This window comes from Streptomyces sp. CG 926 (assembly GCF_003148825.1).
Lineage (GTDB): Bacteria > Actinomycetota > Actinomycetes > Streptomycetales > Streptomycetaceae > Streptomyces.
Window position 1 is genome coordinate 644,968 of the sequence record NZ_QGGZ01000002.1, and the last position, 23,876, is coordinate 668,843.

20 protein-coding genes are annotated in these 23,876 nt (G+C 69.5%); 10 read left to right on the forward strand and 10 right to left on the reverse strand.

Going from position 1 to position 23,876, the window contains the following annotated elements; translation table 11 throughout:
* Positions 1-2 precede the first annotated feature (2 nt).
* The 3 genes from BCL76_RS08085 to dusB form a co-directional block, all read right to left on the reverse strand.
* Positions 3-1,001: an ArsR/SmtB family transcription factor gene (locus BCL76_RS08085; protein ID WP_030757497.1), complete on the reverse strand. Its 999-nt coding sequence runs from the start codon at positions 999-1,001 to the stop codon at positions 3-5.
* Between the two features lie 384 nt (positions 1,002-1,385).
* A complete protein-coding gene (gene ppdK, locus BCL76_RS08090) occupies positions 1,386-4,094 on the reverse strand; it encodes a pyruvate, phosphate dikinase (RefSeq protein ID WP_109778802.1) in 2,709 nt (902 codons plus the stop codon).
* Between the two features lie 364 nt (positions 4,095-4,458).
* A complete protein-coding gene (gene dusB / locus BCL76_RS08095; protein WP_109778803.1) occupies positions 4,459-5,619 on the reverse strand; it encodes a tRNA dihydrouridine synthase DusB in 1,161 nt (386 codons plus the stop codon).
* A 33-nt stretch (positions 5,620-5,652) separates the two neighbouring features.
* On the opposite strand from dusB, the gene BCL76_RS08100 reads away from it, so the two are divergent.
* From BCL76_RS08100 to BCL76_RS08115, 4 genes are all read left to right on the forward strand, one after another.
* Positions 5,653-7,101 (forward strand): MFS transporter, encoded by a 1,449-nt coding sequence (locus tag BCL76_RS08100; RefSeq protein ID WP_109778804.1) that lies wholly within the window; start codon positions 5,653-5,655, stop codon positions 7,099-7,101.
* 220 nt (positions 7,102-7,321) lie between these two features.
* On the forward strand, positions 7,322-8,386 hold the full coding sequence (locus BCL76_RS08105) for an aldo/keto reductase (protein WP_109778805.1): 1,065 nt from the start codon (positions 7,322-7,324) through the stop codon (positions 8,384-8,386).
* A gap of 21 nt (positions 8,387-8,407) precedes the next feature.
* The gene (locus BCL76_RS08110; RefSeq protein ID WP_109778806.1) at positions 8,408-9,001 is read left to right on the forward strand and encodes a TetR family transcriptional regulator; all 594 of its coding nucleotides are present in this window, start codon (positions 8,408-8,410) and stop codon (positions 8,999-9,001) included.
* Between the two features lie 233 nt (positions 9,002-9,234).
* Entirely contained in the window at positions 9,235-9,840 is a 606-nt protein-coding gene (locus BCL76_RS08115) for a VC0807 family protein (protein ID WP_258309431.1), read from the forward strand.
* Between the two features lie 94 nt (positions 9,841-9,934).
* Here the strand turns inward: BCL76_RS08115 and BCL76_RS08120 are convergent, their stop codons facing one another.
* Positions 9,935-11,317: a glycine--tRNA ligase gene (locus tag BCL76_RS08120; RefSeq protein ID WP_033224702.1), complete on the reverse strand. Its 1,383-nt coding sequence runs from the start codon at positions 11,315-11,317 to the stop codon at positions 9,935-9,937.
* Positions 11,318-11,463: 146 nt separating this feature from the next.
* Here BCL76_RS08120 and BCL76_RS08125 point away from each other — a divergent pair, with 146 nt between their 5' ends.
* From BCL76_RS08125 to BCL76_RS08140, 4 genes are read left to right on the forward strand one after another with little or no spacing between them, the layout of a single operon-like run.
* Positions 11,464-12,456, forward strand: a complete 993-nt coding sequence (locus BCL76_RS08125) for a metal ABC transporter substrate-binding protein (protein ID WP_109778808.1) — start codon at positions 11,464-11,466, stop codon at positions 12,454-12,456.
* A 27-nt stretch (positions 12,457-12,483) separates the two neighbouring features.
* Positions 12,484-13,275, forward strand: coding sequence for a metal ABC transporter ATP-binding protein (locus BCL76_RS08130; RefSeq protein ID WP_109778809.1), 792 nt, complete (start codon positions 12,484-12,486; stop codon positions 13,273-13,275).
* The gene (locus tag BCL76_RS08135; protein ID WP_109778810.1) at positions 13,275-14,141 is read left to right on the forward strand and encodes a metal ABC transporter permease; all 867 of its coding nucleotides are present in this window, start codon (positions 13,275-13,277) and stop codon (positions 14,139-14,141) included. The genes BCL76_RS08130 and BCL76_RS08135 overlap by 1 nt, the downstream gene beginning before the upstream one ends.
* Positions 14,142-14,192: 51 nt before the next feature.
* Positions 14,193-14,621 (forward strand): Fur family transcriptional regulator, encoded by a 429-nt coding sequence (locus tag BCL76_RS08140; RefSeq protein ID WP_078626133.1) that lies wholly within the window; start codon positions 14,193-14,195, stop codon positions 14,619-14,621.
* 5 nt (positions 14,622-14,626) lie between these two features.
* Here BCL76_RS08140 and BCL76_RS08145 read toward each other — a convergent pair whose 3' ends face one another.
* The 5 genes from BCL76_RS08145 to BCL76_RS08165 all read right to left on the reverse strand — a co-directional run bounded on the left by BCL76_RS08145 (position 14,627) and on the right by BCL76_RS08165 (position 19,676).
* The gene (locus BCL76_RS08145; RefSeq protein WP_109778811.1) at positions 14,627-15,172 is read right to left on the reverse strand and encodes a hypothetical protein; all 546 of its coding nucleotides are present in this window, start codon (positions 15,170-15,172) and stop codon (positions 14,627-14,629) included.
* Positions 15,173-15,194: 22 nt separating this feature from the next.
* Complete coding sequence (locus tag BCL76_RS08150; RefSeq protein ID WP_109778812.1) at positions 15,195-16,019, reverse strand: isoprenyl transferase; 825 nt, start codon at positions 16,017-16,019, stop codon at positions 15,195-15,197.
* 11 nt (positions 16,020-16,030) lie between these two features.
* A complete protein-coding gene (recO, locus tag BCL76_RS08155; RefSeq protein WP_109778813.1) occupies positions 16,031-16,777 on the reverse strand; it encodes a DNA repair protein RecO in 747 nt (248 codons plus the stop codon).
* Between the two features lie 109 nt (positions 16,778-16,886).
* Positions 16,887-18,365 carry a nucleobase:cation symporter-2 family protein gene (locus tag BCL76_RS08160; protein WP_258309433.1) on the reverse strand — a complete coding sequence of 493 codons (1,479 nt, stop codon included), beginning with the start codon at positions 18,363-18,365 and terminating at the stop codon, positions 16,887-16,889.
* Between the two features lie 615 nt (positions 18,366-18,980).
* Positions 18,981-19,676, reverse strand: coding sequence for a TerB family tellurite resistance protein (locus tag BCL76_RS08165; protein WP_030757458.1), 696 nt, complete (start codon positions 19,674-19,676; stop codon positions 18,981-18,983).
* 171 nt (positions 19,677-19,847) lie between these two features.
* Here BCL76_RS08165 and BCL76_RS08170 point away from each other — a divergent pair, with 171 nt between their 5' ends.
* Positions 19,848-20,606, forward strand: a complete 759-nt coding sequence (locus tag BCL76_RS08170) for an SDR family NAD(P)-dependent oxidoreductase (protein ID WP_109778814.1) — start codon at positions 19,848-19,850, stop codon at positions 20,604-20,606.
* 63 nt (positions 20,607-20,669) lie between these two features.
* On the opposite strand, the gene leuA is transcribed toward BCL76_RS08170, so the two are convergent.
* Entirely contained in the window at positions 20,670-22,433 is a 1,764-nt protein-coding gene (gene leuA, locus BCL76_RS08175) for a 2-isopropylmalate synthase (RefSeq protein WP_109778815.1), read from the reverse strand.
* Between the two features lie 365 nt (positions 22,434-22,798).
* Here leuA and BCL76_RS08180 point away from each other — a divergent pair, with 365 nt between their 5' ends.
* Positions 22,799-23,875 carry a M4 family metallopeptidase gene (locus BCL76_RS08180; RefSeq protein ID WP_109778913.1) on the forward strand — a complete coding sequence of 359 codons (1,077 nt, stop codon included), beginning with the start codon at positions 22,799-22,801 and terminating at the stop codon, positions 23,873-23,875.
* The last annotated feature ends 1 nt before the right edge of the window (position 23,876 follow it).

Genomic DNA, 23,876 nt, shown 5'->3' on the forward strand with positions numbered 1-23,876 from the left:
GTTCACGACGCCACCGCCCCACCCTTCAGCAGCGCGGCCCCCAGCGGCGTCACGGTGTGCAGCACCGCGTTCCCCCGCCGCAGCGTGGTCACCAGCCCCGCCTCCCGCATCACGCAGGCGTGCTGGCTCGCCGAGGCCAGCGAGACCCCGGCCCGGCGGGCCAGCTCGCTGGTGGTCGCCCCGTCCCCTATGGCCCGCAGCACCACCGACCTCGTGTGCCCCACCAGCTTGCCCAGCGTGCGCTGGCGCTGCTCCTCCACCGGCCGGGCCGCCTCCCCGCCCGCGGGCGCCGAGGCCAGCTGCGCGGCGGCCGGGTAGACCAGCACCGGCGGCAGCTCCGGATCGTGCAGGGTCACCGCGGTGCGTCGGCAGAAGAAGGAGGGCTGGAGAAGCAGCCCGCGCCCCCGCAGCCGTACGTCCCGGTCCACCGGGTAATCGCATTCCAGCACCGGAGCCCGCCAGCGCAGCATCGGCGGCAGCGAGTCCAGCAGCTCGTCCGCGCCGCCGTCCAGCAGGGCCCGACCGCGCGCGGCGCGCTCGGCCTCGATCTGGGCCTGGATATGCGTCCAGTACGGCTCCACGGCGGCCCGGTGGTACGCCCGCAGCTCGCCCATGAGCCGCGGCAGCTGCTTGTCACCGCCGTCCATGAACTCCCGTAGCCGCGGCGTCATCGGCGCCCCGGCGCCCAGCAACTGCAGCTCGCGCCGCATGCGCTCGGGACGGATCCCGCGCAGCGCGTCGAGGCCCAGGTCCCACCCGTACTGCCCCTCCACAGGGGTCAAGAAATCGGGGAAATAACCGCGACTCGGTATGAGCATACCGAGCGTGCGTGTTTCACTATTCAACCTGCTCCGGGTTTCCGTACGCCATTCACCGAACAACCGGGCATCGCGCCGGTCTCTTAAGCGATGAAAGCTGAGAATCGTTTCCCACAACGCATCGGGACGCCCTGCCATCCGTACGCGTGCCAGGTCCACTCCAGTGAAATGGATACGCAGCACCGAACCCCCACCTGTGCAACCGCAATCCCCCCGCCCCATGAGTATGCACGCCGTCACACGTTGTCACCACGCCCTTTCGGCCACAGTTGAAACCCCTTTCGGCGGGGGCGTGACAACCGAAATCCTGTACTCCGCCGGGCACACTCCGGTGCGACCGAAACGCTCCGCGAAGGCCGTGGGGGGCTTTGCGGGGCCTGGCGGTCGGTCGCACCGGGAAGCGCCGACGTGCCCGGCAGAATGACAGCGGCGGTGGACGGGTGGGGATCCGTCCACCGCCTGCTGGCGTAAAGATTTGTTGAACAACAAAAATAGGCGCGCCCGCCCCCGGGCAGTCAGGGAACCCGGGGACAGGCGCGGTCTATGGGGCCCTTGGCGGGCCAGGGGTCAGCGGCTGTCGCTGCCCTTCGCCTCGGCGGCGGCGCGGCCGGCCTCCAGGCGCGCCACCGGAATCCGGAAGGGCGAGCAGGAGACGTAGTCGAGGCCGACCTCGTGGAAGAAGTGGACGGACTCGGGGTCGCCACCGTGCTCGCCGCAGACGCCGAGCTTGAGGTCGGGTCGGGTGGCCCGGCCCAGCTTGGCCGCGTGGCGCACGAGGGAGCCGACGCCGTCCTTGTCGATGGTCTCGAAGGGCGAGACCCCGAAGATGCCCTTCTCCAGGTAGGCGGTGAAGAAGCTGGCCTCGACGTCGTCGCGGGAGAAGCCCCACACCGTCTGGGTCAGGTCGTTCGTGCCGAAGGAGAAGAACTGCGCGGCCTCGGCGATCTGGTCGGCGGTCAGCGCGGCGCGCGGCAGCTCGATCATCGTGCCGATGGTCAGCTTGAGCTCGGTGCCGGTGGCGGCCTCGACCTCGGCGATGACCGCGTCGGCCTCGTCGCGGACGATCTCCAGCTCCTGGACGGTGCCGACGAGCGGGACCATGATCTCGGCGCGCGGGTCGCCCTTGGCGTTCTTGCGCTCGGCGGCGGCCTCGGCGATCGCCCGGACCTGCATCTTGAACAGGCCGGGGATGACCAGGCCGAGACGGACGCCGCGCAGACCCAGCATCGGGTTCTGCTCGTGCAGCTTGTGCACGGCCTGGAGCAGGCGCAGGTCGTTCTCGTTGGGGTCCTTGCGGGACTCGGCGAGGGCGACGCGGACCGACAGCTCGGTGATGTCGGGCAGGAACTCGTGCAGCGGCGGGTCCAGGAGGCGGACGGTGACGGGCAGGCCGTCCATCGCCTCGAAGAGCTCGACGAAGTCCTTCTTCTGCAGCGGGAGGAGGGCACTGAGTGCCGCCTCGCGCTCCTCGTCGGTGTCCGCGAGGATCAGTCGCTCCACGAGTTCACGGCGCTCGCCGAGGAACATGTGCTCGGTGCGGCACAGGCCGATGCCCTGGGCGCCGAAGCGGCGGGCACGGAGCGCGTCCTCGGCGTTGTCGGCGTTGGCGCGCACCCGCAGGCGGCGGACGCGGTCCGCGTAGGCCATGATCCGGTGCACGGCGGCGACGAGTTCGTCGGCGTCGTCGGCGCCGGCATGCATGCGGCCCTCGAAGTACTCGACGACCGGGGACGGTACGACGGGTACCTCACCGAGGTAGACCTTGCCGGTGGAGCCGTCGATGGAGACGACGTCGCCCTCTTCGATGACCGTCTCGCCGACCGTCATGCGGCGGCGCTTGGTGTCGACGTCGAGCTCCTCGGCGCCGCAGACACAGGTCTTGCCCATGCCGCGGGCGACGACGGCGGCGTGCGAGGTCTTGCCGCCGCGCGAGGTCAGGATGCCCTCGGAGGCGATCATGCCGTCCAGGTCGTCCGGGTTGGTCTCGCGGCGGATCAGGATGACCTTCTCGCCGGAGCGGGACCACTTGACGGCCGTGTACGAGTCGAAGACGGCCTTGCCGACCGCCGCGCCCGGGGAGGCGGCGATGCCGCGGCCGAGCAGGGTGGTCTTGGCGCCCTCGTCGAAGCGCGGGAACATCAGCTGCGCGAGCTGGTGGCCGCTGACCCGCTGGAGGGCCTCGGCCTCGTCGATCAGGCCCTGGTCCACGAGCTGGGTGGCGATGCGGAAGGCGGCGCCGGCGGTGCGCTTGCCGACACGGGTCTGGAGCATCCACAGCTGGCCGCGCTCGATGGTGAACTCGATGTCGCAGAGATCCTTGTAGTGGGTCTCCAGCGTCGTCATGATCGTCATGAGCTGGTCGTACGAGGCCTTGTCGATGGCCTCCAGGTCCGCGAGCGGCACGGTGTTGCGGATACCCGCGACGACGTCCTCGCCCTGGGCGTTCTGCAGGTAGTCGCCGTACACGCCGGCGTGACCGCTGGCGGGGTCGCGGGTGAAGGCGACGCCGGTGCCGGAGTCGGGGCCCAGGTTGCCGAAGACCATGGAGCAGACGTTGACCGCGGTGCCCAGGTCGCTGGGGATGCGCTCCTGGCGGCGGTAGAGCTTGGCGCGGTCGGTGTTCCACGAGTTGAAGACGGCCTCGACGGCGAGGTCGAGCTGCTCGCGGGCGTCCTGCGGGAAGTCGCGGCCGGCCTGCTTGGCGACGATCTTCTTGAAGCGGGTGACCAGCTTCTTCAGGTCGGCGGCGTCGAGGTCGGTGTCGACGGTGACCTTCTTGGCGGCCTTGGCCTCGTCGAGGGCTTCCTCGAAGAGCTCGCCGTCGACGTCCAGGACGGTCTTGCCGAACATCTGGATGAGGCGGCGGTACGAGTCCCACGCGAAGCGCTCGTTACCGGCCTGGGAGGCGAGGCCCTTCACGGAGTCGTCGGAGAGACCGATGTTCAGGACGGTGTCCATCATGCCGGGCATCGAGAACTTCGCACCGGAGCGCACGGAGACCAGCAGCGGGTCGTCCGACTGTCCGAGCTTCTTGCCCATCTTCGCCTCGAGGGCCGCAAGGTGGGCGCTGACCTCTTCGCGCAGCTCGGCGGGGGCCGTGCCGCTCTCGAGGTAGACCTTGCAGGCCTCGGTGGTGATGGTGAAGCCGGGAGGGACCGGCAGACCCAGGTTGGTCATCTCGGCGAGGTTGGCACCCTTGCCGCCGAGAAGGTCCTTGAGGTCGCGGTTGCCCTCGGTGAAGTCGTAGACGAACTTCTGATCTTTGTTTTCCGACACGGGTCTCGACTCCTCGAGGCTCGGTGGCTGCCCTGACGGCCAGGAACATACCCAGATCGAAGGCTTCTGGGTACGTCCACTTGGTCGTCATACGGCTGTAACCACCCGTGCGCCAGCAGATCGAAAGTAACTCATGGGTAATCAGAAAGTACGAACAGCCTTCACATCCCGAAGGGTGAGGGGCCTTCTGAGGCCTGATCACGCTCGGATGAGCGATCATCGATACATTTGCATTCAAGTATTGAACGCACAAAGGGTGGCACCCAGTGCCACCCTTTGAAAGTCTTACCCGTGACTTCTGTGCTCATCTGAGCGAAACCCTTCCCATGCGTGGCGTATATCACGCACCACGGAGGGCGATTTGTCAGCCTCCGGAGGTGTCCAGTTCAGCGTCCTCGCTCACACCCGCGCAGTCGTACGGGTCCTTCAGCCAGCCGTCCGGCAGGACAACTCGGTTGTTTCCGGACGTCCGACCGCGAGGCCCGTCCGCGCTGTCCGGCCATGCTTGATCCAGATCGAGCTCGCTCAGATGAGCGTCCAACTCGGCCAGGGAGGAGGTGACGGCGAGCTTCTTGCGCATCTCCGAGCCCACCGAGAAGCCCTTGAGGTACCAGGCCACGTGCTTACGGAAGTCGATCACCCCGCGCGCCTCGTCGCCGATCCACTCCCCCAGCAGCTGGGCGTGGCGGTGCATGGTGGTGGCCACCTCGCGCAGGGTGGGCTTGTGGAAGTCCTCGGGGCGCCCCTCGAAGGCCGCCACCAGGTCGTTGAACAGCCACGGCCGCCCCAGGCAGCCACGGCCCACGACCACGCCGTCGCAGCCGGTCTCGCGGACCATGCGCAGCGCGTCCTCGGCGCACCAGATGTCACCGTTGCCGAGCACGGGGATCTCCGGCACGTGCTCCTTGAGCCGCGCGATGGCGTCCCAGTCGGCGGTGCCGCCGTAGTGCTGGGCGGTGGTCCGGCCGTGCAGGGCTATGGCGGTGACGCCCTCCTCGACGGCGATGCGGCCCGCGTCGAGGTAGGTGAGGTGCTCGTCGTTGATGCCCTTGCGCATCTTCATCGTGACCGGCAGGTCACCGGCGCCCGCGACGGCCTCGCGCAGGATCGCGCGCAGCAGGTTGCGCTTGTACGGGAGGGCCGAGCCGCCGCCCTTGCGGGTCACCTTGGGGACGGGGCAGCCGAAGTTGAGGTCGATGTGGTCGGCGCGGTCCTCTTCGACGATCATGCGGACCGCCTTGCCGACCGTGGTCGGGTCCACCCCGTACAGCTGAATCGAGCGAGGCTTCTCGGTCTCGTCGAAGTGGATCAGCTGCATGGTCTTCTCGTTGCGCTCGACCAGGGCGCGGGTCGTGATCATCTCGCTCACGAACAGCCCCTTGCCGCCCGAGAACTCCCGGCAGAGGGTACGGAACGGGGCATTGGTGATGCCGGCCATGGGTGCGAGCACCACCGGGGGCTGCACGGTGTGCGGGCCGATCGCGAGCGGCGGAGGGAGCGTGGTCATCCGCCCATTGTCCCGCATGCCGAGGGGGTGAGGGGGACGTAGCATCGGCGCATGATCGAGCCGAGTCCCCGGCAGCGCACGCTCGTCCTCGCGATCTGCTGCATGAGCCTGCTGATCGTCAGTCTCGACAACACCGTGCTCAACGTCGCGCTGCCCTCGATGCGCCGCGACCTGGACGCCTCGGTCGCGGGGCTGCAGTGGAGCATCGACGCCTACACCCTGGTGCTGGCCTCGCTGCTGATGCTCGCGGGCTCGACGGCGGACCGGATCGGGCGCCGCAAGGTGTTCGTCGCCGGTCTGGTGGCCTTCACCGGCGGCTCGCTGCTCTGCTCGCTGGCTCCCAGCCTCAACTGGCTCATCGTCTTCCGGATGGTCCAGGCGGTCGGCGGCGCGATGCTCAACCCCGTGGCGATGTCGATCATCACCAACACCTTCACCGATCCCGCGGAGCGGGCCCGGGCCATCGGTGTGTGGGGTGCGGTCGGGGGCATCTCCATGGCGGCCGGCCCCTTGATCGGCGGGGTGCTGGTGGACTCCGTGGGCTGGCGCTCGATCTTCCTGATCAACCTGCCGATCGGTCTGGCGGCGTTGGTGCTGACCCTGCGGCACATCACCGAGTCCAGGGCGGCCCGGCCGCGCCGCCCGGACCCACTGGGCCAGGTGCTGGTCATCGCCCTGCTGGGCAGTCTGACGTACGGGATCATCGAGGCCCCGGCCGCCGGCTGGCGCTCGCCGTTGATCATGGGGTGCGCGGTGGTGGCCGTCGCGGCGTTCCTGGGGCTGCTGATCCACGAGCCCCGCTGCAAGGAGCCGCTGATCGATCTCCGGTTCTTCCGGAGCGCGCCCTTCAGCGGCTCGACCGTGATCGCGATCAGCGCCTTCGCCGGGCTGGCCGGCTTCCTCTTCCTGAACACGCTGTACCTCCAGGACGTACGGGGGCTCAGCGCCCTGCACGCCGGGCTCTACATGCTGCCGATGGCCGGCCTGACCGTGCTCTTCGCGCCGCTGGCCGGGCGGCTGGTGGGCAGTCGTGGGCCGCGGATCTGCCTGCTGATCGCGGGCGTGGCGATGGCGTCGAGCGGGCTGCTGTTCGCCCTGTTCGAGGCCGAGACGTCCAACCCGCTGCTGTTCGCCGGGTACATGCTGTTCGGGCTGGGCTTCGGCATGGTGAACGCGCCGATCACCAATACGGCGGTGTCCGGGATGCCCCGCTCCCAGGCCGGGGTCGCGGCCGCCATCGCCTCCACCAGCCGGCAGACCGGCGGCACCTTGGGCGTGGCGGTGATCGGCTCGGTGCTCGCGGCCGGGCTGGCGAACGGCTCCGATTTCTCCGGGGCGGCCCAGCCGGCCTGGTGGATCATCACGATCTGCGGGCTGCTCGTCCTGATCGTGGGCGCGGCGACGAGCGGCGCGTGGGCCCGGGCGACGGCGGAGCGGACCGCCCGCACCCTGGAGGAGTCGGCCGGCGCCCCGGCGACGACGGGTTCGCCGCGCGGCTGAAGGCCGTCCCGCCGGCCGGGTCGGCCGACCGGCCTGCGGTCGACACGCACCCGTGAAGATGCCGTTCTCGACCCTCGCACCCCGTCGAGGGCGGCGTTCGTCCTGCGCGCGGCCGGCTCCGCCCGAGTCGCCGGACACCCTCACCACCCATATCGCCGGATCCCGACACTGACGAGTGACAGATATTGAAATCTGTCACTCGTCATGCCATTCTCGTTCCATGACGAAGAACGAGAACACCTCCTTCAGCGCGACCACCGACCGCCGCACCCTCGGCAGCACCGGCCCCACCGTCTTCCCGCTCGGGCTGGGCTGCATGGGGATGTCCGCCCTTTACGGCGAGGCGGATCGCGCCGAATCCATCGCGACCATCCACGCCTACCTGGACGCCGCCCCCGACGGCACGCACACGCTGTTGGACACCGGCGACTTCTACGGCATGGGGCACAACGAACTGCTGATCAGCGAGGCCCTGCGCACGGCCCCCGCCGAGGCCCGCGATCGGGCGCTGACCAGCGTCAAGTTCGGCGCGCTGCGTACGGTCGAGGGCGGCTTCACCGGCTACGACGGCCGGCCGGAGGCCGTCAAGAACTTCCTGGCCTACTCGCTCCAGCGGCTCGGCCGGGACCACATCGACATCTACCGGATCGCGCGCGTGGACCCGGACGTGCCGATCGAGGAGACCGTCGGAGCCATCGCCGAAGCGGTCGAGGCGGGGCACGTACGCCACATCGGCCTCTCGGAGGTCGGCGCCGACACCCTGCGCCGGGCCGCCGCCGTGGCCCCGATCTCCGACCTCCAGATCGAGTACTCACTGATCTCCCGCGGCATCGAGGCCGAGATCCTGCCGACCGCCCGCGAGCTCGGCATCGGGATCACCGCGTACGGGGTGCTGTCCCGCGGCCTGATCAGTGGCCACTTCACCCGAGACCGCGCACTGGCCCCGGGCGACTTCCGCGGCATGAGCCCCCGCTTCCAGGGCGACAATCTCGACCGGAACCTCGACCTCGTGGACGCGCTGCGCAAGGTGGCCGAGGGCAAGGGCGTGAGCGTCGCCCAGACCGCGATCGCCTGGGTGCTCGCGCAGGGACCGCGGCACGGGGTCGACATCGTGCCGCTGGTGGGCGCCCGGCGTCGGGACCGGCTCGCCGAGGCACTGGGTGCCATGAACGTCACCCTCGACGCCGCCGACCTGGCCGCCGTCGAGGAGGCCGTCCCGGCGGGCTCGGCGGCCGGGGAGAGGTATCCGGCGGCCCAGATGGCCCACCTCGACAGTGAGCACTGAGCTGACGGTACGGTCGTACCCATGTCCCCCGCTGCTGCCGAGCCCCTGACTCCCGAGCGCATCCTCGCGACCACCGAGGAGGTGCTGCGCCGCTTCGGTCCCACGAAGGCGACCGTGGTGGACGTGGCCCGCGCCCTGGGCGTCAGCCACGGCAGCGTGTATCGGCACTTCCCGTCGAAGGCGGCGCTGCGCGAGGCCGTCACGGACCGCTGGCTCGCCAGGAGCGTGGTCATGCTGGAGGAGATCGCCTCGGCTCCCACCGGGAGCGCCTCCTCCAAGCTGGAGGCGTGGCTGGAGGCCCTCTTCGCGGCCAAGCGCCACAAGGCGGGCGACGACCCGGAGCTGTTCGCCACCTACACCGTGCTGCTCGCCGAGAACAGCGGCGTGGTCGACGCGCATCTGACCGAGCTGATCGACCAGCTGGGCCGGATCATCGCCGAGGGCGTCGCGGCGGGCTCGCTCGCCGCCGACGACGTACCGGCGGCGGCCCGCGCGGTGTTCGACGCCACCGGTCGCTTCCACGACCCGCAGTACGCGGCCGACTGGCTCTCGCCGACGATCATCACAGAGTTCGAGGCGGTCACCGCCCTCGTGCTCCGGGGTCTGCGCGCCTGACGCGGGCCGGCCGGCATCCGGAAGCAGTCGGTCCGGACGATTTGATGATCATTTTGGACCTTCTGGGTTGTTCGCGTCCCGTCAAAGTCCTTACGGTCCCCCTACCGCACGTCATCAGGCACGCCCCAGGGGGAATCTTGTCCACACCAGCAACTCAAGACGCACGGCCGGCACCTCCGAAGCGCTCGGGTGGTGCGGCCGCCCTCGGTTGGATCCTGACCATCGGGCTCAACGTGGTCGCGCCGATCATCACGTACAACGTGCTGACCGAGGACCACGGCATGAGCGAGTTCTCCGCGCTGCTGATCAGCAGCGCCTGGCCGGTGCTCGACAGCGTTATCAGCGTGGCCTGGCGGCGCAAGCTCGACGAGTTCGCCGTCGTCACCATGGTGTTCCTGGTGATCACCGCCGTCGTCTCGCTGGTCGGCGCGCACTCGGCCCGCGCCCTGCTCATCAAGGACTCGGGGGTCACCGGGCTGTTCGGGCTGCTCTGCCTCGGGACGCTGCTCGCGCCGCGCCCGCTGATGTTCTACTTCGGCCGTAAGTTCGCCACCGACGGCACCCCGGAGAGCACCGCCTGGTGGAACGGCCTGTGGCAGTACGAGGGCTTCCGCACCACCATGAACCGGATGACGCTGGTGTGGGGCGTCACCTACGTCGCCGAGGCCCTCGTCCGCGTCGTCCTCGCCTACCTACTGCCCACCAAGACCATGGTGGTGGTCAGTCCGATCATGATCTACGTGGTGCTGGGCGCGCTCGGCGTATGGACCGCCCTGTACGGGAAGCGGTCCCAGGCCGAGGGAGAGCGCCGCGCCGCCGAGGCCGCGGCGACCTCCTGACCCCATCCCGCCCCACCCCGCCCCACCCCGCGAAAAGACCGGTGGCCCGGTGCGCTGCGAGCGCACCGGGCCACCGGTCTTCGTACGGCAGGACCTAGCAGCCGAGCAGACGGCTGCCGAGGTAGGCCTGGATCTGGTCCAGGGAGACGCGCTCTTGCTTCATGGTGTCGCGCTCGCGCACGGTCACCGCGTTGTCGTCCAGGGTGTCGAAGTCGACGGTGACGCAGAACGGCGTACCGATCTCGTCCTGGCGACGGTAGCGGCGGCCGATGGCACCCGCGTCGTCGAACTCGATGTTCCAGTTCTTGCGCAGGTCGGCGGCGAGGCCCTTGGCCTTCGGCGACAGCTGCGCGTTGCGCGACAGCGGCAGGACGGCGACCTTGATCGGGGCCAGGCGCGGGTCGAGGCGCATCACGGTGCGCTTCTCCATGACGCCCTTGGCGTTGGGGGCCTCGTCCTCGTTGTACGCGTCGAGCATGAAGGCGAGCATGGCGCGGTTGACACCGGCGGCCGGCTCGATGACGTACGGGGTGTAGCGCTCACCCGACTCCTGGTCGTGGTAGGTGAGGTTCGCACCCGAGGCCGCCGAGTGGGCCTTGAGGTCGTAGTCGGTGCGGTTGGCGACGCCTTCGAGCTCCGAGAACTCGTTACCACCGAAGTTGAAGCGGTACTCGATGTCGGCGGTGCGCTTCGAGTAGTGGGACAGCTTCTCCTTCGGGTGGTCGTACCAGCGGATGTTCTCCTCGCGGATGCCGAGGTCGCGGTACCAGTTCCACCGCTCCTGCATCCAGTACTCCTGCCACTGCTCGTCCTCGCCCGGCTTGACGAAGAACTCCATCTCCATCTGCTCGAACTCGCGGGTGCGGAAGATGAAGTTGCCCGGAGTGATCTCGTTGCGGAAGGACTTGCCCATCTGCGCGATGCCGAAGGGCGGCTTCTTGCGCGAAGTGGTCTGCACCACGGCGAAGTTGGTGAAGATGCCCTGGGCGGTCTCGGGGCGCAGGTACGCCTTCGAGCCGGTGTCCTGGGTCGGGCCGAGGTGGGTCTCCAGCATGCCGGAGAACTGCTTGGGCTCGGTGAACTGGCCCTTCACACCACAGTTGGGGCAGTTGATGTCGGCAAGACCATTGGCGGGCATACGGCCGTGCTTGGCCTCGTACGCCTCTTCAAGGTGGTCCGCGCGGTGACGCTTGTGGCAGGACGTGCACTCGGTCAGCGGGTCCGAGAAGGTGGCGACGTGGCCGGAGGCCACCCACACCTCGGGGGCCAGGATCACGGAGGAGTCGATACCGACGATGTCCTCACGCCCGGTGACCATGGCCTTCCACCACTGGCGCTTGATGTTCTCCTTGAGCTCGACACCGAGCGGGCCGTAGTCCCAGGCGGCCTTGGAGCCGCCGTAGATCTCACTGCACGGGAAAACGAAGCCACGGCGCTTGCTCAGGCTGACGATGGTTTCGATCTTGTCGGCGGCCACGGTGCTCTCTTCATTACGAGGACGAACGGCGAAGTCTTTAGATTACCGGCGCCCGCACCCCCGCTTTCAAATCGGTTCCCGTTCCAGGTCCGGCCCCCCGGGCCTCCCACCTGGGTTGTTGACAATCGTTTCCATCTTTGATGAAAATGGATGTCATGAACGTACGCCGCCTCATACCCACCGCCGCCCTTGCCGGAGCCGTCGCCCTCGGCGCCACGGCCCTGACCGCCTGCTCCGGAGCCGCTGCCGGCACCGGCGGCGGCAAGGACGGCAAGGTCGGCGTGACGGCATCGTTCTACCCCATGGCCTTCCTCGCCGAGCAGATCGGCAAGGACCACGTGAAGGTCGACAGCCTGACCAAGCCCGGCGTCGAACCGCACGACCTGGAGATCACTCCGAAGCAGACCGGGCGGCTCGGCGAGGCCGACGTCGTCGTCTACCTCAAGAGCCTGCAGCCCGCCGTCGACAAGGCCGTCGCCCTGTCCGGCGTGAAGAACGTCGTCGACGCCGCGACCCTGACCGAGCTGAAGGTCCACGGCTCGGCCGGCCACGACCACGGCGCCGAGGGCCACGCCGAGGGCGAGGGACACGACCATGACCACGACCACGGCGAGGCAGGCCGGGACCCGCACGTCTGGCTCGACCCCACCAAGTACGCGGAGATCGCCAAGGGGGTCGGTGCCGCCCTGGAGAAGGCCGACCCCGAGCACGCCGCGGACTACAGGAAGAACACCGACGAGCTGGTCGGCAAACTGACCGCGCTGGACTCGGAGTTCAAGGACGGTCTGAAGAACACGGCCTCCAAGACCTTCGTCACCACCCACTCCGCCTTCGGCTACCTCGCCGAGCGCTACGGCCTCGACCAGGAGGCCATCTCCGGCGTCGACCCCGAGTCCGAGCCGAGCCCGGCCCGGATGAAGGAACTCCAGGGCCTCGCCAAGCAGGAGAATGTCTCCACCGTGTTCTTCGAGACCCTGGCCAGCGACAAGACGGCCCGGACCCTGGCGGCGGACACCGGTCTGAGGACCGACGTCCTGGACCCGCTCGAAGGAATCACCGACAAGTCCCAGGGCGCTGACTACTTCGAGGTCATGCGGTCCAACCTGAAGAACCTCCAGAAGGCGCTCGGAGCCAAGTAGATGACAGCAGCAACGGAGGCGCGAGCCATGCAGTCGACGCCGGCACAGTCAGCGGACCAGCCCGTCATATCCCTGCGCGGGGCCACGGCCTCGCTCGGCTCGCGCCCCGTGCTGCGCGGCGTCGACCTGACCGTCCGACCCGGCGAGGTCGTCGCCCTGCTCGGCGCCAACGGCTCCGGCAAGTCCACGGCCGTGCGCGCCGTGGTCGGCCAGGTCCCCCTGACCGACGGCGAGCTGTCCCTCTTCGGCACCGAGTTCAAGCGCTTCCGCTCGTGGTCGCGCATCGGGTACGTCCCGCAGCGCACCACGGCGGCCGGTGGGGTCCCCGCCACCGTCCGCGAGGTCGTTTCCGCCGGCCGGCTGGCCCGCTCCCGCTTCGGGATCCTGCGCAAGGCCGACAAGGCCGCGGTCGAGCGCGCTCTGGCCCTGCTCGACATGGAGCAGTACGCCTCCTCCTCGGTCAACGCCCTCTCCGGCGGCCAGCACCAGCGGGTGCTCATCGCCCGGGCGCTCGCCGTCGAACCCGAACTGCTGATCATGGACGAGCCGATGGCGGGCGTGGACCTCGCCAACCAGGAGGTCCTCGCGAACGCCCTGCGCGCGCAGAAGGCCCTCGGCACCACCCTCCTGCTCGTCCTGCACGAACTGGGCCCGCTGGAGCCCCTGATCGACCGGGCCGTCGTCCTGCGCGACGGCTGTGTGGTCCACGACGGGCCGCCCCCGGAGGCCGTGGGACAGCACGCGCTGCCCGGCCACGACCACGTACACCCCCACGCGGCGCACGACGCCGAGCCCCTGCGGACGGGACTGCTGAGCTGATGGACCTCTTCGAATACGCCTTCATGCAGCGGGCCCTGATCGCAGCCGCCATCGTCGGCCTCACCGCGCCCGCGATCGGCACGTACCTCGTCCAGCGCCGCCAGGCGGTCATCGGCGACGGCATCGGCCACGTGGCCCTCACCGGCGTCGGCCTCGGCTTCCTGCTGAACACCAGCCCGGTGTGGATGGCCTCCGTCGTCGCCGTCGTCGGCGCGGTCGGCATGGAGTACATCCGCTCCCGCGGGAAGACCAGCGGCGACGTCGCCCTCGCCATGCTCTTCTACGGCGGCCTGGCGGGCGGCATCATGATCATGCACCTCGCGGGCGGCTCCACGGCCACCCTGAACAGCTACCTCTTCGGCGGTATCACCTCGGTCGCGCCGCAGGACGTCTGGACCGCGGTGATCCTCGCCGTGTTCGTCCTCGCCGTCACCGTCGGACTGCGCCGCCAGTTGTTCGCCATCAGCCAGGACGAGGAGTTCGCCCGGGTCACCGGCATGCCGGTGCGGGCGCTGAACCTCCTGATGGCCGTCACGGCCGCCCTCACCGTCACGGTGGCGATGCGGATCGTGGGCCTGCTGCTGGTCAGCGCCATGATGGTGGTCCCCGTCGCGGCCGCCCAGCGGGTCACCCGGGGCTTCGCCGCGACGCTGTCGCTGGCCATGCTGATCGGCGTGCTGGTCTCGCTCAGCGGCGTGACCGCCACGTACTACCTCGACGCACCCTCCGGCGCGGCGATCGTGCTGCTCGCCATCGGCGTCTTCGTCGTGACGACGGCCGTGTCGACGCCACTGGCGAGGCGACGGGCACGGGCGGCCCGCGCCGCCACCGAAGAGGTCTGCACGAGGGACGATGTGAAGGTCTAGAAAGGTCGGCCGCCTGGCACAATGGGCCGAGGCCGATACGAGGAGGAACCGGTGGCGACTGCGCCTGGCGAGATGAATACCGCGCCAGTACGAGGACGATCCACCCGGCAGCGGGCGGCGGTCGCCGCGGCGCTGGACGAGGTGGACGAGTTCCGCAGCGCCCAGGAACTCCACGACATGCTCAAGCACCGTGGCGACTCCGTGGGCCTGACCACCGTCTACCGCACCCTCCAGTCGCTCGCGGACGCCGGCGAGGTCGACGTCCTGCGCACCAGCGACGGCGAGTCCGTCTACCGCCGCTGCTCCACCGGCGACCACCACCATCACCTGGTCTGCCGCAAGTGCGGCAAGGCCGTCGAGGTGGAGGGTCCGGCCGTGGAGAAGTGGGCGGAGTCCATCGCGGCCGAGCACGGCTACGTGAACGTGGCCCACACGGTCGAGATCTTCGGCACCTGCGCCGACTGCGCGGCCGCCGGCTAGGCGGCCTAGAGCTTCCGCAGGTTCCGGTCGAGGATCCCCCGCAGCCGATCGACGTCGGCCGGCTCCTGGGCTCCCCGCTTCGGCAGCAGCGCGAGGCAGCTCGCGCGATGGCCCCCGAGCAGGACGAAGAGCTCCGGGGTCTCCGTGTAGTGCGTGTACAGCTTCCAGTCGGCCGTGTAGGACATGGTCTCGCCCGTGGTCGCGGCGCCCCGCTCGTCGACCTCCGTGCGGCACTGCCCGTACGTGGCCATCGCCGCGTGGAGCCGGCGCGCCATGCCACGCCGGGTGCGCGCGGCGCCGAACAGCCCGGCGCCCAGTGCCAGCACCAGGCTCACCGCGAGGACGACCGGCAGGAACCCGCGGGACACGCCGAATCCCAGCATCAGGCAGGTCGTGAGCAGCGGGGGCAGGGCCGTCTCCACCCGGCCCGCCCCCGTCCTACGGGCGCGGGCCCGGATGGCCCCCTGAAAGTCCTCGAGCGTCGGCAGGTACACGAATACGGCCGACTCCGTGTCCTGCGTCCGCTGCGTGTGATCTTCGTCCAAGTGCATGGCACGGGAGCGTAGACGACGCTCAGGCGGAGGTGCCCGGCTCCCCCTGGTTGGGGACGGCCCCGCCGAAGCGGCGGTCGCGCTGGGCGTACTCCAGGCAGGCCCGCCACAGGTCACGGCGGTCGAAGTCGGGCCACAGCACGTCCTGGTAGACCATCTCGGCGTACGCGCTCTGCCAGAGCAGGTAGTTGGAGGTGCGCTGCTCGCCGCTCGGGCGCAGGAACAGGTCCACGTCCGGCATGTCCGGGTAGTAGATGTACTTGGCGAAGGTCTTCTCGTTGACCTTCGACGGGTCCAGCTTGCCGGCGGCGACATCGCGGGCGATGGCCTGCGCCGCGTCCGCGATCTCCGCGCGGCCGCCGTAGTTGACGCAGAAGTACAGGGTCATGGCGTCGTTGTCGACGGTCTGCTCCTGTGCGACCTGGAGCTCCTGGACGACCGACTTCCACATCTTCGGCATACGGCCGACCCAGCGGATGCGGATGCCCAGCTCGTTCATCTCGTCGCGGCGGCGCCGGATGACGTCGCGGTTGAAGTTCATGAGGAAGCGGACCTCGTCGGGCGAGCGCTTCCAGTTCTCCGTCGAGAAGGCGTAGAGGGAGAGGTTCTTGACGCCCATCTCCAGGCAGCCCTTGAGCACGTCGAGCACGACGCCCTCGCCGACCTTGTGGCCCTCGGTGCGCGGCAGGCCGCGCTCCTTGGCCCAGCGGCCGTTGCCGTCCATGACGATCGCCACGTGGTTCGGGACCAGCTCGCCGGGGATCTTCGGCGGGACCGCGCCGGACGGGTGCGGCTCGGGAACCTTGTACTCGCGGCGAGAGCGCCCCAGAATCCCGCGTCGTGCCATGTGTCCAGCTCCTATTTCTCGACGTATCGCAGGGAGCGTAGCCCGCGCTCCAGATGCCAGTGCAAATAGGCGGAGACCAGCCCGCTGCCCTCCCGCACGTGACGCGCCTCGCACGCGTCGGCATGCCCCCAGTCGCCCGTCAGCAGGGCGCTGAGCAGGGCGATGGCCTCAGATGAGGGTACGACGCTGCCGGGCACCCGGCAGTCCCCGCATATGACCCCGCCCGCGGCGACGGAGAAGTGCCGGTTGGGTCCGTGGATGCCGCACTTCGCGCAGTCGTCGAAACTGGGCGCGTAGCCGTTGACGGCGAGGGAGCGCAGCAGGAAGGCATCGAGGATGAGGTGGGGCTCGTGCTCGCCGCGGGAGAGGGTGCGCAGGGCTCCGACGAGCAGCAGGTACTGCTGCACGGCGGGCTCGCCCTCGTTCTCCGTGAACCGCTCGGCGGTCTCCAGCATGGCGGTGCCGGCGGTGTAGCGGGCGTAGTCGGTGACGATGCCGTTGCCGTACGGGGCGATGATCTCGGTCTGGGTGCAGAGCGGCAGACTGCGGCCGATCAGTTCGCTGCCGCGGGCGAAGAACTGCACGTCGGCGTGGGAGAAAGGTTCCAGCCGGGCGCCGAACTTGGACTTCGTACGCCGGACCCCGCGGGCGACGGCCCGCACCCGGCCGTGGCCGCGGGTCAGCAGCGTGATGATGCGGTCCGCCTCACCCAGCTTCTGGGTGCGCAGCACGATGCCGTCGTCGCGGAACAGACTCATGCGCCCATTGTCCCGTACGGCGACGCGGCCACGGGCGCGGTGTCGCAGCCGTGCACGGCCGCGACCCCGGCCGGGCGCGGGGCCCGGCCGGGGTCACCCCTTGGGAGGGTCAGGAGGCCGGGGTCCGGGCGGCTTCGCCCTCACCCGCCTGAGCCGGTACGGCTGCCGCGGATTCCTTGTCCGCCTCCGCCACCTGGGCGGGCAGTTCGACCTTCGGGGCGTCGTGGGCGCCTTCCTTGCCCAGGCCGTTGAAGACCAGGTTGAGGACGATGGCGGCCGTGGCACCGAGCGTCACGCCGCTGTTGAGCAGCGAGGACAGGTCCGGGTCCATGTGCTTGGTGAAGAAGACCGGGACGGTCGCGGGGAGCAGGGCGAAGGCGAGGGAGACGCCGACGATCAGTGCGTTCTTCTCCTCCTTCAGGTCCACCTTGGCCAGGGTCTGGATACCGGCCAGGGCGACCATGGCGAACATGACGGTGGCGGCGCCGCCGAGGACTCCGTGCGGGACGGCGGCGACGATCGCGGCGGCCTTGGGCAGCAGACCCAGGACGATCATGAAGACACCCGCGGCGACCACCACGAACCGGCTCTTCACCTTCGTCATCCGCACCAGGCCGACGTTCTCGGCGAAGGCCACGTACGGGAAGGAGTTCAGGACACCGCCGAGGGCGGTCGCGGCGCCGTCGGCACGCAGGGCGCGGGCCACGGTCTCGCTGTCGACCTCCTTGCCGACGATGTCACCGACGGCGTAGGTGTCACCGGTCGTCTCGACCATGGTGATCAGCATGACGATGAGCATCAGGACGATCGGGAACCACTCGAACTTCGGGGCACCGAAGTGGAAGGGGGTGGTGACGCCGATCCACGCGGAGTCGCCCACGTCGCCGAACTTCGCGTCGCCGAGCAGGAAGGCGACGGTGGTGCCGACGACCAGGCCGAGGAGGATCGAGATGCTGGAGAGGAACGGCTTGCCGATCTTCATCAGGATCAGGATGAAGAGCATCGTGCCGCCGGCGTAGGCGAAGTTCTTCGGATCCCCGAAGTCGGGGCTGCCGAGCCCGCCCGCCGCGTCGTTGAGGCCGACCGGGATCAGGACGATGCCCAGCACCGTGATCACCGTGCCGGTCACGACCGGCGGGAACAGCCGCATCACCGTCCGGAACGCCTTGGCGGGTAGCCAGGCGAAGGCGAAGGTGGCGATACCGGCGGTGATCACCGCGCCGTAGATGACCAGCAGGGCGGCGGTACCGCCGCCGGCCCCGAGGCCGATGGCGATCATCGGGGAGACCGCGGTGAAGGTCACGCCCTGGATCAGCGGCAGGCGCGCGCCGATCCGGCCGACGCCCAAGGCCTGGATGATCGAGGCGATACCGCAGGTGAAGAGGTCCGCGTTGATCAGGTAGACCAGCTGTTCAGGGCTCAGCTTCAGCGCGTTGCCGACGATGATCGGGACGATCACCGCGCCGGCGTAGAAGGCGAGTACGTGCTGGAAGCCGTACAGCGCGAGCTTGGGGAGGGGGAGCACCTCGTCGACCGGGTGCGTGCTCTGCTCTCCGTCGGTGGAAAGCCGGGCGGCGACACGTGCCATCTCAGCCTTGCCCTTCAAGGTAGGTAAGTGAGAGGAGATCTGGTTGTCCCTGGGCGTAGTGGGTCGCTAACCCGTTGGTACGCCAGGGTTGTCAGTGCGTTCACGTCGAGGTGAATCGAAGCCGCGCTGTGTCAACGGCGCCGTCTTGTCGTGTGACCGGAATTGAACGCCTGTGGGGGGCGCCACACATATCGTCGACTTCGACAAACTGTTGACGTTCAGGCCCGCCCGATCTGTAGGTTTCTCCAGTGGTGCGCAGTCTTCGGCAGGGGTATGCGCGCAGGGGCACGGAGCCAGGCGTTCCTGCCGCGTGACCGTCCGACACATCCGCCATGACGTGCGGATATGGGCTTCGCCGGCCGTCGAAGGGGCACACTCGAAGGCGCCGTTCCGGCCGTCCGACTGGTGGACACATCGGGCACGGAGCGTGCGCCCGCAGCCTTCACATGACGTTCACGCAGTCCCGAAACAGGCCCCGTGAGGCCGGATCGTTACGTCGCGGAGGGCCGTTTCGGCCGGAACGGACCCCTCCGAGGTCCACGGGTCGGACACGGAAGGGCCCCGCACGACGCATTCGCGCGGGGCCGCTCGTGTGGATCCGTGGAACACGGCCCCTCAGGGAGCGCGTACCGCCGACAGCAGTCGGGTCACCTCGTCCGTGTCGATCCGCAGCGCCGAGCCGACCGTGGCGAGCACCTCGCGCTCGGCCGGGGTGTACGGGCCGTCCGCCAGCGCGATACGGGCCCCCTGGAGCAGGATCGATTCGCGGCCCGGGCCGGCCAGGTGCGGAGCCAGCGGTTCCAGTGCCTCGTGGAGCTCTATCGACAGCGCGGCCCCGCAGCACTCCGGGACGTCGTACAGCCCGAGCCGCCCCTCGTCCGTGGACAGCGCCTCCACGAGGGACTCCAGCTGCTCCTCGGTGCACTCCTGGAAGCCCGCGGCCCGTACGGCACCCACCGCGGCCTCCAGCGCGCTGCGCGAGGCCGTCCCGCCCGCGGTGAGCACGGCCAGCGCCACGGTGTGCACGGCGTCGCGCAGGAGGGCCGTGAACCGGGTCGTGGTGAGGTGGTCCAGGACGTCGGTGGCGAAGCGCGCGCGGCAGCCCTGGCACTCGATGACAGGACCGGCCTGCCCGCGGGGCAGCAGCGGCACCCCCAGGACGGTGAACCGGCGCCTGCCGGTCCGCCTGCGGTAATTGCGGTCGCCACCGCAGGCCGGGCAGAAGAACTCCCCGTCGCCCACGGTGCTCCAGGTGGTACGGGTGCCCCAGACCGTCAGCTTCCGGCCGTCCCCACCCCGAACTGGCAGCACGTCGCACCTCCGTAACCTGCCGGCAACATCGCCGGGTTGGCGTGATGTTAGCCACATCGATGAGGATGCGTCAGTCGTGTGACAAGACAACATGTCCCGCGCCCCGGACTTGGCCGGTCTGCGTCCCCGGCGTCCCCCCGTCCGCTCCCCGCTCCCTCTAGGGTTCGCCGCATGAACGAGAAGTCCTGTCTGGTCACCGGCGCCGCGAGCGGGATCGGCCGGGCCACGGCCCTGCTGCTGGCCCGGTCCGGGGCCCGGGTGACCGCGGCCGACATCGACGGCCCCGGGGTGGAGGCCCTGCGTACGGAACTGGCCGGCGAGGGGTACGCGATCACCGCGGTCGTCGGTGACGTCGCCGATCCGCAGGCCAATCGCGCGATGGTCACGGCCGCCGTCGAGGCCTACGGGCGCCTGGACGTCGCCGTGGCGAACGCCGGGGTGCTCCCCCTCTCCGACGTACGGGAGACCAGTCCCGAGGACTGGGACCACGTCATGGCGGTCGACGGCCGCGGCATGTTCCTGACCTGCAAGTACGCCATCGAGGCGATGACCGCGCAGCCGCGCCCCGGTGGCGCCCTGGTCTGCGTGTCGTCGATCTCGGGGGTGGCCGGGCAGGCCCGCCAGGCCGCGTACGGACCCGCGAAGTTCGTGGCGTCCGGGCTGACCAAGCACCTCGCGGTGGAGTGGGCGGCGCACGGGATCCGGGTCAACGCGGTGGCACCGGGAACCATCCGTACGGAGCGGGTGATCGCGCTGAAGGACGAGCCGGGCGGGCCGGAGTACCTGACGGAGGTCGAGGCGGCGCACCCGATGGGCCGGCTCGGGGAGCCGGCGGAGGTGGCCCGCGTCATCGCCTTCCTGGCCTCGGACGCGGCCTCGTTCGTGACGGGCGTGATCCTGCCGGTGGACGGGGGCTACCTGGCCCGCTGAGCCGCACGACGAAGCCCCGCCCACCTTCCCGGAGGAAGGGGGGCGGGGCTCACGTACGAGTGGTCAGCGGCCCGCGCGGTTGACGGCGGAGATGACCGCCTTCAGGGAGGCGCGGGTGGTGTTGGCGTCGATGCCGATGCCCCACAGGACACGGCCGTCGATCGCGCACTCGATGTACGAGGCGGCCACGGCGGAGGCGCCCTCGCTCATGGTGTGTTCGGTGTAGTCCAGCAGGCGGGCGTCGATGCCGATGCCGGCCAGCGCGTCGAAGAAGGCCGAGATCGGACCGTTGCCGGTGCCGTCCAGGACCGTCTCCACACCGTCCACGACCGCCTCGACGGTCAGCGTGTCCGTGCCGTCCTTGTCGGTGGCCGTCGAACCGGAGCGCAGCTGGATGCGGCCCCACGGGTTCTCGGGGTTGGGCAGGTACTCGTCCTCGAAGACCGACCAGATCGCCTTCGGCGTGACCTCTCCGCCCTCGGAGTCGGTCTTGGCCTGGATGATCCGGGAGAACTCGATCTGCATGCGGCGCGGCAGGTCCAGCTTGTGGTCGTTCTTCAGGACGTAGGCGATGCCGCCCTTGCCGGACTGCGAGTTGACCCGGATGACGGCCTCGTAGGAGCGGCCGACGTCCTTCGGGTCGATCGGCAGGTAGGGCACGGCCCACTCGATGTCGTCGACGGTCTTGCCGGCGGCGGCCGCGTCGGCCTCCATCGCGTCGAAGCCCTTCTTGATGGCGTCCTGGTGGGAGCCGGAGAAGGCGGTGTAGACCAGGTCGCCCGCGTAGGGGTGGCGCGGGTGGACCTCCATCTGGTTGCAGTACTCGCTGGTGCGACGGATCTCGTCGATCTGCGAGAAGTCGATCTGCGGGTCGATGCCCTGGGAGAACAGGTTCATGCCCAGCGTGATCAGGTCGACGTTGCCGGTGCGCTCGCCCTGCCCGAACAGGCAGCCCTCGATGCGGTCGGCGCCGGCCATCAGGGCCAGTTCGGCGGCGGCGACGGCGGTGCCGCGGTCGTTGTGCGGGTGCACGGAGATGCAGATGTGCTCGCGGCGGGTCAGGTTGCGGGCCATCCACTCGAAGCGGTCCGCGTGCGTGGACGGCGTCGAGCGCTCCACGGTGGCGGGCAGGTTCAGGATGATCTCGCGGCCCTCGGCCGGCTGCCAGACGTCACAGACGGCCTCGCAGACCTCCAGGGCGAAGTCCAGCTCGGTGTCGGTGAAGATCTCCGGGCTGTACTGGTAGCCGAAGGTGGTCTCGGGACCCAGCAGCTTGTCCGCGTACTCCATGACCAGGCGGGTGCCGTCGACGGCGATCTGCTTGATCTGCTCCTTGGAGCCGCGGAAGACGACCCGGCGGAAGGTCGGGGCCGTGGCGTTGTACAGGTGGACGGTGGCGCGCTTGGCGCCGACCAGGGACTCCACGGTCCGCTCGATCAGGTCCTCGCGGGCCTGGGTCAGTACGGAGATGGTGACGTCGTCCGGGATCGCGCCCTCTTCGATGATGGAGCGCACGAAGGCGAAGTCGGTCTCGCCGGAGGAGGGGAAGCCGACCTCGATCTCCTTGTAGCCCATGCGCACCAGCAGGTCGAACATCTCGCGCTTGCGGGCGGGGGTCATCGGGTCGATCAGCGACTGGTTGCCGTCGCGCAGGTCGGTGGAGAGCCAGCGGGGGGCCTTGCTGACGCGGGCGTCCGGCCAGGTGCGATCCGGGATGTCCACCTGCTCGTACGAGCCGTACTTGTGGATCGGCATGCCGGAGGTCTTCTGGGTGTGGGTCGCGTTCGTGATGGGCGTGGGGCGACCGACAAAAGGCTGCTGGCTCATGGCGTTGGGCTCCTCGCGTGTCCGCGTGTAGTTCGCTGGGACGGCCGACGGCGGTAGTGAAAACCGCAACACCGAACTCCGCGGGGAGGGGGTCGGCCTACGACTACAGACCCTCGCCGCGGCAGCTAAGGAGAAGCAGCCCGAAACGCATGATGGGCCGAGCCTAGCCGAGCCGCGCCGTTGCGCGAGGACCTGTTTCAGTATGCAAGACCCGAGGGTCCGATTTGCCCCAAATGTGAGCCAAGCCTCGTTCACACCCGTCAGGTCCGGTTGTTCCGTCAATCCAGCGTTACCGCTTTCAGACAAGTGAATGAATCATGGTCGCAGGTAGTGACAGCGTCATGACCCACTGCCACATTTCCGGCATGGATGCCTCCCACGCCCACCGCCACGACCCCGTCTTCTGCACGGTCGTACCGCCGCACCTCCTCGACAAGGCCGCCCGCTCCGAGGACTCCCGCCGCGCCGACCTCGCCCAGCGCACCCTGGAACGCGACTCCCTGCTGCGTACCCGGCGCCGGGTCACCGCCGTCCGGGGCGTCGTCCCCACCCTCGCCGTGACGGCCTCCGACGATCCGGAGCGGACGATCTACGACGCCCAGCACCGCACCCGGCTGCCCGGGAAGAAGGTCCGGGGCGAGGGCGGCCCGCTGAGCCAGGACGCCACCGTCAACCGCGCCTACGCCGGGCTCGGGGCCACCTACGAACTGTTCCTCAAGGGCTTCGGGCGGCGCTCCATCGACGACGCCGGGCTCGCCCTGGACGCGACCGTCCATTACAGCGAGGACTACAACAACGCCTTCTGGGACGGCCGGCAGATGGTCTTCGGCGACGGGGACGGGGACCTCTTCCTCGACTTCACCGTGTCGGTGGACGTCATCGGGCACGAGCTGACCCACGGTGTCACCCAGTACACGGCGAACCTGACCTACCGCGGCCAGTCCGGTGCCCTGAACGAGTCGATGTCCGACGTCTTCGGCTCACTGATCAAGCAGTACTCGCTGGAGCAGACCGCCGAGCAGGCCGACTGGCTGATCGGGGCCGGGCTGCTCGGCCCGAATGTCACCGGCGTCGCGCTGCGCTCGATGAAGGCGCCGGGCACCGCGTACGACGACGACGAGCTCGGCAAGGACCCGCAGCCGGCCACCATGGACGACTACGTGAACACCCACAGCGACAACGGCGGCGTCCACATCAACTCGGGCATCCCCAACCACGCCTTCTACATCGTGGCGACCGAGCTGGGCGGCAAGGCCTGGGAGCGGGCCGGACAGATCTGGTACGACGCCCTGACCGGTGGGGAGCTCGCCGAGAACGCGGACTTCGCGGACTTCGCGCGGCTCTCGACGGCGGCGGCCGTGACCCGGTACGGGGACGGTGGCGCCGAGCACCAGGCGCTCCAGAAGGCGTGGTCCGCGGTGGGTGTCCCGCTCGCGGGGTAGA